The organism is Dongia sp. agr-C8 (assembly GCF_054658695.1).
The window spans coordinates 598,509-610,469 of record NZ_BAAGHZ010000004.1; the positions used below are offsets into that span (position 1 = coordinate 598,509).

At 65.0% G+C, this 11,961-nt stretch carries 11 protein-coding genes and 1 tRNA gene; 10 read left to right on the forward strand and 2 right to left on the reverse strand.

The window, feature by feature from the left end:
• Window positions 1-59 precede the first annotated feature (59 nt).
• Genes ACYQ4T_RS23065 through ACYQ4T_RS23075 form a run of 3 tightly spaced genes read left to right on the forward strand, consistent with a single transcriptional unit; the run spans window position 60 to window position 2,747 of the window.
• Window positions 60-833, forward strand: a complete 774-nt coding sequence (locus ACYQ4T_RS23065; RefSeq protein WP_459858946.1) for a sterol desaturase family protein — start codon at window positions 60-62, stop codon at window positions 831-833.
• Between the two features lie 7 nt (window positions 834-840).
• Entirely contained in the window at window positions 841-1,983 is a 1,143-nt protein-coding gene (locus tag ACYQ4T_RS23070; protein WP_459858947.1) for a dATP pyrophosphohydrolase, read from the forward strand.
• Window positions 1,980-2,747: a nucleotidyltransferase family protein gene (locus ACYQ4T_RS23075; protein ID WP_459858948.1), complete on the forward strand. Its 768-nt coding sequence runs from the start codon at window positions 1,980-1,982 to the stop codon at window positions 2,745-2,747. The genes ACYQ4T_RS23070 and ACYQ4T_RS23075 overlap by 4 nt, the downstream gene beginning before the upstream one ends.
• A gap of 4 nt (window positions 2,748-2,751) precedes the next feature.
• Here the strand turns inward: ACYQ4T_RS23075 and ACYQ4T_RS23080 are convergent, their stop codons facing one another.
• Window positions 2,752-3,480, reverse strand: coding sequence for a phosphocholine cytidylyltransferase family protein (locus ACYQ4T_RS23080; RefSeq protein WP_459858949.1), 729 nt, complete (start codon window positions 3,478-3,480; stop codon window positions 2,752-2,754).
• Between the two features lie 140 nt (window positions 3,481-3,620).
• Window positions 3,621-4,730 carry a LacI family DNA-binding transcriptional regulator gene (locus tag ACYQ4T_RS23085; protein ID WP_459858950.1) on the reverse strand — a complete coding sequence of 370 codons (1,110 nt, stop codon included), beginning with the start codon at window positions 4,728-4,730 and terminating at the stop codon, window positions 3,621-3,623.
• Between the two features lie 226 nt (window positions 4,731-4,956).
• Here ACYQ4T_RS23085 and ACYQ4T_RS23090 point away from each other — a divergent pair, with 226 nt between their 5' ends.
• From ACYQ4T_RS23090 to ACYQ4T_RS23120, 7 genes are all read left to right on the forward strand, one after another.
• The gene (locus ACYQ4T_RS23090; RefSeq protein ID WP_459858951.1) at window positions 4,957-6,096 is read left to right on the forward strand and encodes a sugar ABC transporter substrate-binding protein; all 1,140 of its coding nucleotides are present in this window, start codon (window positions 4,957-4,959) and stop codon (window positions 6,094-6,096) included.
• Between the two features lie 105 nt (window positions 6,097-6,201).
• Window positions 6,202-7,770, forward strand: coding sequence for a sugar ABC transporter ATP-binding protein (locus ACYQ4T_RS23095; RefSeq protein WP_459858952.1), 1,569 nt, complete (start codon window positions 6,202-6,204; stop codon window positions 7,768-7,770).
• On the forward strand, window positions 7,767-8,780 hold the full coding sequence (locus tag ACYQ4T_RS23100) for an ABC transporter permease (RefSeq protein ID WP_459858953.1): 1,014 nt from the start codon (window positions 7,767-7,769) through the stop codon (window positions 8,778-8,780). Before ACYQ4T_RS23095 ends, ACYQ4T_RS23100 begins: the two co-directional genes overlap by 4 nt.
• A 7-nt stretch (window positions 8,781-8,787) precedes the next feature.
• Complete coding sequence (locus ACYQ4T_RS23105) at window positions 8,788-9,759, forward strand: ABC transporter permease (protein ID WP_459858954.1); 972 nt, start codon at window positions 8,788-8,790, stop codon at window positions 9,757-9,759.
• 104 nt (window positions 9,760-9,863) lie between these two features.
• Window positions 9,864-9,939: transfer RNA gene (locus ACYQ4T_RS23110), tRNA-Asn, on the forward strand.
• 138 nt (window positions 9,940-10,077) lie between these two features.
• The gene (locus ACYQ4T_RS23115) at window positions 10,078-11,295 is read left to right on the forward strand and encodes an aminotransferase-like domain-containing protein (RefSeq protein WP_459858955.1); all 1,218 of its coding nucleotides are present in this window, start codon (window positions 10,078-10,080) and stop codon (window positions 11,293-11,295) included.
• A gap of 1 nt (window position 11,296) precedes the next feature.
• Complete coding sequence (locus tag ACYQ4T_RS23120; RefSeq protein ID WP_459858956.1) at window positions 11,297-11,953, forward strand: RraA family protein; 657 nt, start codon at window positions 11,297-11,299, stop codon at window positions 11,951-11,953.
• Window positions 11,954-11,961: the final 8 nt, after the last annotated feature.

Here is an 11,961-nt window from a genome sequence, read left to right on the forward strand (position 1 = left end):
CAATGCCTTGATCCGCTTAGATTACCGGCAAATTTCCATCCCTGAGAATTGGCGGCGTGATGAGCGGTTTCTGGAAGAACCGGACCCATAATCTGGCGCGGATGTCCTTGAAGGACCTGATCCGCGCCTTCTTCACCTATCCTTCGGTCCTCGCCTATATCGCGATCGCCTTGGCGAGCTTCTACTTCGTGGCGCGCTGGTACGTGTCGCCGCTGCCGCTGGTGGTTGCCTGGGTCGCGACCGGCCTGGTCTATCCGGCGGTCTGGTACGTCCTCCACCGCTGGGTGCTGCACGGCCAGTATCTCTACCGCTCGCCGCTCACGGCAGCCGTCTGGAAGCGGATCCATTTCGACCATCACCAGGATCCGCACAACTTGGTCGTGCTGTTCGGCGCGCTTTACACCACGCTGCCCACGATCGCCATCGTCACGCTGCCGATCGGCTACTGGATCGGTGGGCCAGCCGGCTCCGCGATGGCCTTCGGCGCTGGCATCGTGATCACGTTGTTCTACGAGTTCTGCCACTGCATGCAGCACCTGAACACCGCGCCGAAAACCAAGTTCATGAAGCGCATCAAGCAGCTTCACCTTGCCCATCACTTCCACAACGAGCAGGGCAATTTTGGCATCACCAACTACCTCTGGGACCGCCTGTTCGGCACCTTCTATGCCAAGGCGAAGCTGGTGCCGAAGAGCGCCACGGTCTTCAACATTGGCTATACCGAAGAGATGGCCGCGAAATATCCCTGGGTGAACAAGCTTTCCAACTACACCCGCGGCGACGGCAACCCGCGGCGCTTCCGCAGCGAGCCGGCCCCGGGCGAAAGCGTCTAGCCTTTCCATGAGCACTTCCGTCGTCGTCTCCCCGGTCGCAGGCCGGTCGGATCTCGCGGCGTTCATCCAGCTCCCGAAGCGGCTCTATCGCGGTCAGCAAGGTTACATTGCGCCGCTCGACATGGAGCGGGGCGAGGCGCTGTCACCAAAGACCAACCCCTTCTTCGACCACGCCGAAGTCCAGCTCTTCCTCGCCCGCCGCGAGGGCAAGGTCGTCGGCCGCATCTCGGCGCAGATCGACAAGCTGCATCTGGAGAAATACGGCGATCGGACGGGCCATTTCGGCTTTCTCGATGCCGAGAACGATCCGGCGATCTTCACGGCCTTGATCAAGGCCGCAGAAGACTGGCTGCGCGCGAAAGGTATGACCCGCGCCGTCGGCCCCCTGAGCTTCTCCACCAACGAGGAGATCGGGGTGATGGTCGAGGGCTTCCAGTCCCTCCCCATGCTGCTGATGCCGTTCCAGCTGCCCTATAACGCGCCACTGATCGAGGCGCAGGGCTATGCCAAGACCAAGGACGTCGTCGCCTACCACCTGCGGAAAGACGACTACAAGCCGCTGGCCTCCAAGCGGATGCTGGAGCGCGCCGCCGCGGAAGGCGGCGTAAGGGTGCGCAACATCGACATGAAGCGCTTCGCCGCCGAAATCGCCACGGTGATCGACATCTTCAACGACGCCTGGTCGCAGAATTGGGGCATGGTGCCGTTCACCGAGAAGGAGATGGCGGCGGCGGCCAAGGGATTGAAGCTGCTGATCGACCCGAAGATGGTGGTGATCGCCGAACAGAACGGCGAGGCCGCCGGCATGATGGTCTGCCTGCCGAACCTCCTGGAAGCCGTGCGCGACCTCGACGGCAAGCTCTTTCCTTTCGGCATCGTCAAGCTGCTCTATCGCCTGAAGACCAACAAGGTCCGCTCGGGGCGCATTCCCCTGATGGGGATCCGGCGCAAGCACCATGGCACCGTGCTGGGCGCCACCCTGCTGCCAATGATGTTCGAGAAGCTGCGCACGCGTTTCCTGGAACGCAACCTGGAGCAGCTCGAAATGAGCTGGATCCTCGAGGACAACACCGCGATGCGCCGCGTGCTCGAAGGCATCGGCGGCAAGGTCCATAAGACCTATCGCATCTACGAAAAGGCGCTCGCTTGACCGCTGTCGATGCCCTGATTCTCGCCGGCAGCCGCGGCCCACATGATCCGGTGGCGGCCCTGGGCAAGGTCCCGCACAAGGCGCTGACCCCGATCGCCGGTCGCCCGATGCTGGCCTACGTGCTGGATGCCGTGCGCGGCGTGCCAGACGTCGACCGCATCCACATCTGCATCGACGCGGAGACGGATCTTCGCCCGGTGACCAATGGAACGCCGTTCATCCGCATTCTGCCCGCGAACAGCCCCGCCGCCAGCGTCGCCGCAGCCCTGCAGCAGATCGACAGCGACCGTCCGCTGCTGATCACCACGGCCGACCATCCGCTGCTGACCCCAGAGATCATCGCGTATTTCCTGAAGCACGCGCCGCAGGATGCCGACCTCTGCGTCGGGCTCGCCGAAGCCGAGACCATCACTAGGGCATTTCCCGAAGGTAAGCGCACTTTCTATCGCTTCGCGGGACGCGGCTATAGCGGCTGCAATCTGTTCCTTGCCCGCCGGCCGGGCGCGGTGCGCGTCGCGGCGTATTGGCGACGCATGGAAGGGCATCGCAAGAATCCGCTGCGCCTGGTGCGCGAGATCGGCATCGGCGCGCTGATCCGCTACGCGCTCGGCCTGTTGAGCCTCGACGGCGCTTTTCGGCACGTCTCGAAACTGACCGCAGCGAAGATCGCGCCGGTCATCCTCCCCTTCGCCGAGGCGGCGACCGATGTCGACAAGCCCTCCGACCACGCTCTGGTCGAAGGCATCCTCCTGAAGCGGGGTTAGCGCGTTAGAACGTCTCGACCAGCGCGCTGACGCGTTCGAAGTCGGCCGGGAAGTCGACCTCGCCCCAGCGCAGGCCTTCGATCGAGCAGGTTTCCACCTGGTGGCGCTCGGCGATCTGGCCGATCACCTTCAGATACCACCACTTCAGTCCCTCGGGCGTGTGCATCATCGCCTCGAGCGTGTCGGTGAAGAGCTTCGGCCCCTGCCCCCGGAAATAAAGCATGCCGATCGATTCCGCGTTGGAGCGCTCGGGCGGCAGATGCTTGCCGATCTCCTGGAGACGCGTGCCCTTGCGGTGCACTTTCATGTCATCGGCGTCGTAGCCGTTCTCCTTCACATCGACCGTGACGGTGATCGGCGCGGCGGGGCTGGCGAGCAGCTGCTTCACGACTTCCGGCTCGATCACGGTGTCGCCGTTCAGGATGATGAAGTCGCGGTCCATCTCGGCCCGCGCCATCCAGCAGCTCGCGAGATTGTCGGCGAGCTTGAAGAAGGGATTGTAGACCGTGCGGATCTTGAGCTTCGGCCCCACCAGCTTGTTGAGAAGCGCGGCCACGTCCGGCGCGTGATAGCCGGTGACGACGGCGATGTCGTCGATGCCGTTCTGGGTCAGCGCCCAGATCTGCCATTCGATCAGGGTCTTGGGCCCGAGCGGCAGCAGGCATTTCGGTCGGCCTTCGGTCAGCGGCAGAAGGCGCGAGCCCTGGCCCGCGCTCAAGATGACGGCTCTCATTCAATCACCAGTTTGGGGAAATCCCCCGGAATCCGGCCGGAAATCGGCGTTTCGGGGCGCGAGAATGGTGGGGAAGGCCCCACCTGTCAACCCAGAAGGCCGCCCCGGCCCTGGGACATTTCGCCTTGTCGATCAGGCGCTTACTTGGCGAGAGCGCGGGCACGCACGCTACGGGCTGCGCCGGACCGGCCGCGCTTGGCCGTGCTGCCGCGGGCGACGATCTGGAAGCCGAGATCGATCCGCGCCTGTTTCGGCCGCTTGCCCGAGCCGCGGATGATTTCCAGCACGATCTCCGCCGCGATGCGCGCCATCTCGTAGCGCGGGATCGAGACCGAGCTCAGCGCCGGATAGGCGCTGGCGCAGAAGTCGAGATCGTTGAAACCGATGATCGAGAGATCCTCCGGCACCTTGATGCCGCGCCGCTGGCATTCGAACAGCGCACCCAAGGCCAGGTCGTCGTTGCAGCAGAACACCGCCTCGAGCCCCGGCACTTTATCCAGCATCTCGGTGAAGAGCTCGGCGCCGCGCTTGACCGAGGATTGCTGCAGATTGGCGATCACCATGCCCTTGCTGTCGAGCCCGGCATCCGCCATCGCCTTCTGATAGCCCTCCATGCGGCGCCGGGCGCGGAAATCGACCCGGGCCGCGATATGCGCCACCTTGCGATGGCCGAGATCCAGCAGGAAGCGCGTGGCGGCATAGCCGGCGCCGCGCTGCGACAAGCCGATGTTGATGTCGATCGGCTTCTCGGCGATCTCCATGGTCTGCACCACGGGGACGCCGCAGCCTTCGAGCAGCTTCCTGGCACGTTCGGTCTGGTCGATGCCGGCCACGATCATCGCCTCGGCGTGATGGCCGATCAGTGTCGCGATCGCCCGCTCCTCCTCTTCCTGGGAGTAGCGGCTGTTCAGCACCAGGACCTGGAAGCCCTTCGGCAGGAAGGCGTCGTGCAGGGCTTTGAGGTATTCGACGAAGACGCCGTTGGTGAGCGACGGCACCACGACGCCGATGATATGGGTTCGCGAGGAAGCGAGCGCGCTTGCGAGATAGTTTGGAACATATCCAAGCTCTCGCACCGCAGCATCGATGCGACGCCGGACATCGTCGGAAACCATCTCCGGCTTCCGCAGCGCGCGCGAAACCGTGACTGCACTGACGCCCGCCCGCGCCGCAACATCCGACAGTTTGGCGCGGCCGGCCGATTGGCCGCGGCGTGACTTTCCGGTTATGCGCCCGGTGCGTTGCGGCATGCGACGAGCTCTTCCCCTGTCCGACTGTACTTTATATCTGAAGCGTTTTTTCTGGCCGGCATTGACAGCGCTTTCATCCTATAATACCCATGTTGCTGCTAGGTCAACGTCGATGGGGAACTCGCTTGCGCGGTGACGTCAGTGACCGTCGCGGGGGACAACGACAGAGCACCCTTCAGCGTTCGACCGGGAAAGAAACATAAGAACCGTCCTTGGGAGGATGCCTATGTACCGGACGCTTACGCGCCGGAAGGCGAGCATTGCCGCTGCCGTGCTGCTGTCTTCCGTTTTCAGCTTTTCTGCCACCGCTGCCGGCCCGGAAGTGGTTGCCGGCCCCGCGGCTGACGCCCAGTGCTTCGTGCCCTGGAGCGACAGCACTAAGTTCTTCAAGTTCCCGAAGAAGGAAGGCCCGTATCGCATCGCGCTCGCGAACGGCTTCATTGCCAACACCTGGCGCATTCAGATGATCAAGACGGCGAAGGCCTACGCCGCGCAGCCGGAAGTCGCCGCCAAGCTGAAGGAGTTCAAGGTGGTCTCGACCGGCGAGGACGTCGCCGCACAGATCTCCGCCGTCAGCAACTTCATCGATTCCGGCTATGACGCCATTGTCGTGAACGCGCAGAACCCGACCGCCTTCGCGCCGGTGATCAAGCGCGCCAAGGCCAAGGGCGTGGTCCTGGTGGCGTTCGACAACATTCTCGACACCGAGGATGCGATCAACGTCAACGTCGACCAGAAGGGCCTCGGCGAGTACTGGGCCCACTGGCTGGTCAAGCAGATCCCGAACGGCGGCAAGATCCTCGAAGTGCGCGGCGTCGCTGGCACGTCGGTGGACACCGACCGCCACAACGGCATCCATGAAGTGCTCGATGCCTCGGGCAAGAAGTGGGACATCGTCGAAGTCGTCGGCAAGTGGGACGACGGCACGGCGCAGAAGGTCTCGGCCGATGCGATCGCGGTGCAGAAGCACTTCGACGGCATCACCGTGCAGGGCGGCTCGACGGGTACGGTCCGCGCCTTCATGGACGCCGGCCATCCCTTCGTGCCGGTCGGCGGCGAGACCGAGAATGGCTTCCGCAAGCTCTGCGCTGCCCATGGCGGCGAGGGGCTGAAATGCGCCTCGGGCGGCACCGGTCCGGCGCAGGTTGCCGTGGCCATCAAGACCGCGATCGCGGCGCTCGAGGGCCAGGTGGTTCCGCAGTCGGTGAAGCTGCCGCTCGCCACCGCCGAAGACCCGAACTTCAAGGATGGCGAGAACTTCTACGCCAAGGAAGGCGACAACTTCTTCGTCGGCAACTCCTTCCCGACCTGTGGCATCAACTTCAGCGCCACGGAAATCATGGGCCAGTCGGAAGCGAACCAGTAACGACTGGAATATCGGTTGACGAAAGCCGGCGTCGCTGGGGAAGCTTCTCCACGGCGCCGGTTTGTCGTCCCAGTATTCCAGCGGCCTTGATTTGAGAAGCACGTGATGGACGGATCTGTTCCCGCACCCCTGTTCCGCATGGAAGGCGTTTCCAAGCGCTATGGCGGCGTCAACGCGCTGACCAACGCCGACCTCGTCGTCGAGACCGGCCGCATCCACGGCGTGCTCGGCGAGAACGGCGCCGGCAAGTCCACCTTGATGAAGGTGATGGCGGGGGTGGTGCAGCCCAATGAGGGCCGGATGTCGCTCGACGGCAACCCGGTCTCCTTCGCCAATCCCGCGGCGGCGAATGCGGCGGGGATCGTCTGCATCTTCCAGGAACTTTCGCTGGTGCCCGATCTCTCGGTCGCCGATAACATCTGCATCAGCAATCCGCCGAAGCGCTTCGGCCTGATCGACCGCAAGGCGCAGCGCCGGATCGCCGAGGAAGCGCTGGCGCGCGCCGGCGGCGAAGACATCCATCCGATGGCGCCGATCAAGGACCTGCCGCTCTCGCGACGGCAGCTGGTCGAGATCGCCAAGGCGCTGGTGCGCAATCCGCGCATCCTGATCCTCGACGAAGCGACTTCGGCGCTGACCGCGGCCGACGTGCGCAAGGTCTTCGCCGTGCTGAAGCGCCTGCGCCAGGAAGGCCTCGCACTCCTCTATATCTCGCATCGCATGGCGGAGATCGCCGAACTCGCCGACGAATGCACGGTGTTCCGCAACGGCCGCAACGTCGGCACCTTCAAGTCCGGTGCCAAAACCGACACCGAGATCGTCGAGTTGATGATCGGCCGCGAATACACCCATGCCTTCCCGCCCAAGCCGGCGCCGCAGGCATCGGGCGGGACACCCGCGCTCGAAGTGCGCAATCTCTCCTGGAACAACCGCCTCAAGGATATCTCGCTCACCGCCCGCGCCGGCGAGATCGTCGGCCTCGGCGGCCTCGACGGCCAGGGCCAGCGCGAGCTGTTACTGGCGCTGTTCGGCGTGCTGCGCAGCACGACCGGTGAGATCTTGATCGATGGCAAGAAAGTCTCGCTGTCCAGCCCCAGCGACGCCAAGCGCGGCGATTGCGGCATGGCGCTCATTCCCGAGGATCGCAAGACCGAAGGACTGATGCTGCCGATGTCGGTGCGCGACAACCTGTCGATGGCCTCGCTTGGCCGGATTTCCAGAGCAGGCTTGGTCGATCGCGCGGCGGAGAGCAAGGCGATCGACGAGATGATCGCGCTGCTCGCCATCAAGACCGACGGCACCGCGGTTCCGGTCGGCACGCTTTCCGGCGGCAACCAGCAGAAGATCGTCATCGCAAAATGGCTGATGACCAAGCCTAAGGTGATCCTGCTCAACGATCCGACCCGCGGCATCGACGTCGGCACCAAGGCGGAGATCTACCAGCTCTTACGCAAGCTGGCCGACCAGGGTGCGGCGATTCTCTACTATTCGACCGACTATGACGAGCTGGTCGGCTGCTGCGACCGGGTGCTGGTGCTCTATGACGGCGCGATCGGCCGCGTGCTCAGCGGGGCCGAGATCACCGAGCGGGCGCTGGTATCAAGCGCGCTCAATCTCGGCAGCAGCCATGCCGGCCCGGGCACGGCCGCGATGGCTGGTGCGGGAGCCGAATGATGACCGACCAGGCTCTCACCGCCCCGCAGGCCAGCGACTGGCGCTATTGGTTCGGCGAACAGCGCGGCACCTTGCTGGCGCTTGCCGTGTTCATTGTGATGTTTGCGATCTACAGCGGAAATCACCCGGCCGGGTTCAGCGCCGATGTCGTCACCACCGCCGCGAACAAGGGCGTGCTGTTGGCCCTGGTCGCGATGGCCCAGACCTTCGTCGTGCTGACTGCCGGAATCGATCTTTCGGTCGGCTTCATCTTCATCCTGACCAACTGCCTCGCCTCCCATATCGTCCTGGGCTCGCCGATCCAGACCACGTTCGGAGTCATCGGCGTGCTCGCGGCCGGCCTCGCCTGCGGCGCGCTCAACGGGGCCATCGTGATCTATGGCCGGCTGCAGCCGATCGTCACCACGATCGCGACCGGTGCGGCTTTCTACGGCCTCGCGCTGCTGCTGCGCGAACAGCCCGGTGGCGACGTCAACGAGGACCTCGCCGACTTCCTGACCAACCAGTTCCCCGGCGGCATCCCGGCCAGCGCGGTGGCGCTGCTGGTGGTCGTGCTGGTGATCTGGGTGCCGTTCCGAAAGTCGATGCTGGGGCGCGTGGTCTATGCCGTCGGCTCGTCGGAGCCCGCAGCCTATATGTCCGGCCTCGACATCCGGCGCGCCAAGTTCACCGCTTATGCCTTGGGCGGCCTGCTGGCCTCGATCGGCGGCCTGTTCATCACCTTCGTCACATATACCGGCGAAGCCTCGCTGGCCAATGCAAACACCTACACCCTGAACTCGATCGCCGCCGTGGTGCTGGGCGGCGTCTCGTTGTTCGGCGGCAAAGGCAGCGCGGTCGGTGCCATCTTCGGCGCCCTCATCTTCCGCACCATCGGCGATTTGCTGTTCGTGTTTGATCTCGATCCGCTCTGGCAGCCGCTGTTTCTCGGCGTGGTGTTGCTGATCTCCGTCTGCCTCGGCTCGCTCCGCCTGTTCCGCATCCGCAACCGGCTCGATCTCTTCGGATGATTCCGTCATGAGCAATCCCCTCACCCGCCTTCCCCTATTGGGCCGGCTCGATCCCGCGGTGCTGACGGCCTTCGGCTGCATCATCCTGCTGCTGCTGTTTGGCGCGATCCGGAATCCGAACTTCCTCTCGCCGGAGTATCTGCTGCTCCAGCTCCAGGTCGGCTCCTTCCTCGCCATGGTCGCAACCGGCATGATGCTGGTCATCCTGCTGGGCCAGATCGATCTCTCGGTGCCCTGGATCATCTCCGTCGGCGGCATGATGTCGACCGCGGCGGTCGGCTGGGGGCCTTGGGGCGCGACCTTCGCGATCCCGGTCGGCGTGCTCTGCGGCCTCATCTTCGGCCTGGTGAATGGAATCGGCGTCGCCTATCTCCGCGTGCCGTCGATGATCTTCACTCTAGGCATCAATGCGGTGGCGCAGGGTTTCATGGTGGTCAGGACCGGCGGCTTCGCACCGCAGGACATGGCGACCGAGAGCATGCACGACCTCGCCACCGGGCGGTTGATCCTCGGCATCCCCAACCCGGTCTGGGTCTGGATCGCCGTCGGCGCTGCGACGGTGTTCCTGCTGCGGCGCACGGTGTTCGGCCGCGCCATCTACGCGATCGGCAACCGCGAGATCGCGGCCTATCTCTCCGGTATCCGGACCCAGCGCGTCGTGTTGGCGGTCTTCGCGATCTCGGGCGCACTCGCCGCCTTCGCCGGGGCGCTGATCGCCGGCTATTCGACCAAGGCCTACCAGGGCATGGGTGACCCCTACCTCCTGCCGTCGATCGCGGCGGTGGTGCTGGGCGGCACCTCGATCCTCGGCGGACGGGGCACCTATCTCGGCACGGTCGCCGGCGTCATCCTGATCACCCTGTTGCAGTCGATTCTCTCGGTCGAGCAGATCCCGGAGGCCTATCGCCAGCTGATCTTCGGCGCCGTCATCGTCGCCATGCTGCTGCTCTACGGCCGGGGCGCCAAGGTCGCGGCATAATTACACAAACTCAGGCACTTAGCTGAAAATCCCGAAGTGATTAAGGGGTTTGCAGGGACGGTTCGGCTTTGCTATAAGCAGCGCCGCCAGAGATATGGCCCTGTTCCTCGGTAGCTCAGTTGGTAGAGCGTCGGACTGTTAATCCGCAGGTCGTTGGTTCGAGTCCAACCCGAGGAGCCAATCTCCCAGAGTCCAGAGGCTCGCACCGGCCGCGCTGAGCGCCGATTTTTCCCGTCATTCTCCATCATCTCCACTTCAGAGTTTGCGGTTCGCTCCAAGCGGGTAAGATGCGCGGCCGACCACCTGGAAGAACGGAGCATGGATTCGCACCCCAAGGCCCGCCCCGCCTTCGCCCGCTGGCTCGGCACCACCAATGACGTCACCCGGATGTTCCTGGCCGCGGGCCGGGTTCCGGGCCTGATCAATATGGCGGGCGGGCTGCCGGCGCCGGAGACTTACCCGGCGGAGGCCATCGCCGAGATCGCCCGCCGCGCGATCGCCGAGCATCCCGGCGACACGCTCGGCTATGGGCCGATCGAGGGCCTGCCGGAACTGCGCGATGCCCTGGCACAGCGCTTCAGCTCGGAAGCCTTGCAGCTCACCCGCGAGAACGTGCTGGTGACGACCAGCGGCATGCAAGGCCTCGACCTCATCGGCAAGGTGCTGCTCGAAGAAGGCGGCGTCATCGCCGGCCAATTCCCCACTTATCTGGGCGCGCTCGATGCCTGGCGGCCGCGGCTGCCGACCTTTCGCAACCTGCTGCTCGACCAGCCGGGTCTCGACACGGTCGCGCTCTTCACCGGCGCGCAATTCGCCTACACCGTCCCGAACTTCTCCAACCCGACCGGCAAGCTGGTCGATCTCGCGACCCGCGCGGCGCTGGTCCAAGCCGCACATCGCAGCGGCACCTGGCTGGTCGAGGACGATCCCTACGGCGGACTTCACTATGACGGCGCGCCCCTGCCCCGGCTGATCGAGCTCTCGGCGCGCCAGGCTCAGCGCAGCCCCTATGACGGCCCGGTCCTCTACATGGGGACGCTGTCGAAGGAGATCGCACCCGGCCTGCGGATCGGCTGGGTGATCGCTGCACCGGAGATGATCGCGGCCCTCACCTTGGCGAAACAAGGCTCCGATATGTGCACCAGCGGCGTCACCCAGCGGATCGCGCTCGGCGCCATTGAAGCCGGATTGATCGAGCAGATCCAGCCGTCGATCGTCGACTTGTACCGCCGCCGCCGCGACGCTCTTTGCACCGCGATGACGGAACATCTCGCCGACACGTTCCAATGGCAGGTGCCGTCGGGCGGCATGTTCGTCTGGGCCACGGCGCGCGATCAGAAGTTCGACACCGACATTCTTCTCAAACGCGCCATGGAATCCGGGGTCTGCATCACGCCGAGCAGCGTCTTCGACGCGGTCGGCGAGAACCGGCGATCGATCCGGATCAACTTCACCCGCAATGAGCCGGACAAGCTGCGCGAAGGCGTGAGGCGCCTCGCCGCCGCGGTGAAGGCCATGCAAGCCAACAGGGACTGACATGAGCGTCATCATTCACCCCGCCGTCCGCGACCTGACCGAGGCCGAGATCGCACCCTGGCGCGCGATTCCGGTGGCGGTGGCGGTCGACCTCTGCCCGGAAAGCCAGATCGATCCGGCGATCCGCCCGATCAACCCGCCGGGGCGACAGCCGCGGCTGTTCGGTTTGGCGGTCACCGCTTCCTGCGCCCCGCCGGATTTCGGCGCGGTGGTGCACGCGCTGGAGCATGTCGGCAAGAGCGAGGTGCTGATGATCGCCGCCGGCGGCGATGCCGTGACCGCGATGATCGGCGAGATCCTGAGCGGCCATCTGCGCAACCGCGGCGCCGCCGGCGTGGTCTGCGATGGCGCCGTGCGCGACGTCGCGACCTTGAGCGGCTGGTCGGACTTTTCCGCCTTCTCGCGCTCGATCACGCCGCGCGGGCCCACTTCTGCGACCGGTGGCACGATCAATGCCCCGGTCACGATCGGCGGCCGGCGCATGACGCAAGGGTATCTGGTGATCGGCGACGATGACGGGCTGGTCGCGCTCTCGCCCGAAACCGTGCGCGGCAAGATCCGAGATGCCGAAGCGCGGCTCGCCCGCGAAGACGGCTGGATCAAGAGCCTGGCGGCGGGCAAGAGCGTGGTCGAAACCTTCGGCGTCGAGCCGGCGTAGCGGTGCGT

Excerpts from the sequence above, each read along its gene's own strand:
- ACYQ4T_RS23080 (WP_459858949.1), bottom strand. The coding sequence starts at position 3,480 with ATGAGAGCCGTCATCTTGAGCGCGGGCCAGGGCTCGCGCCTTCTGCCG.
- ACYQ4T_RS23085 (WP_459858950.1), bottom strand. The coding sequence starts at position 4,730 with ATGCCGCAACGCACCGGGCGCATAACCGGAAAGTCACGCCGCGGCCAA.
- ACYQ4T_RS23095 (WP_459858952.1), top strand. The coding sequence starts at position 6,202 with ATGGACGGATCTGTTCCCGCACCCCTGTTCCGCATGGAAGGCGTTTCC.
- ACYQ4T_RS23115 (WP_459858955.1), top strand. The coding sequence starts at position 10,078 with ATGGATTCGCACCCCAAGGCCCGCCCCGCCTTCGCCCGCTGGCTCGGC.
- ACYQ4T_RS23070 (WP_459858947.1), top strand. The coding sequence starts at position 841 with ATGAGCACTTCCGTCGTCGTCTCCCCGGTCGCAGGCCGGTCGGATCTC.
- ACYQ4T_RS23065 (WP_459858946.1), top strand. The coding sequence starts at position 60 with ATGAGCGGTTTCTGGAAGAACCGGACCCATAATCTGGCGCGGATGTCC.
- ACYQ4T_RS23090 (WP_459858951.1), top strand. The coding sequence starts at position 4,957 with ATGTACCGGACGCTTACGCGCCGGAAGGCGAGCATTGCCGCTGCCGTG.
- ACYQ4T_RS23105 (WP_459858954.1), top strand. The coding sequence starts at position 8,788 with ATGAGCAATCCCCTCACCCGCCTTCCCCTATTGGGCCGGCTCGATCCC.
- ACYQ4T_RS23120 (WP_459858956.1), top strand. The coding sequence starts at position 11,297 with ATGAGCGTCATCATTCACCCCGCCGTCCGCGACCTGACCGAGGCCGAG.
- ACYQ4T_RS23100 (WP_459858953.1), top strand. The coding sequence starts at position 7,767 with ATGATGACCGACCAGGCTCTCACCGCCCCGCAGGCCAGCGACTGGCGC.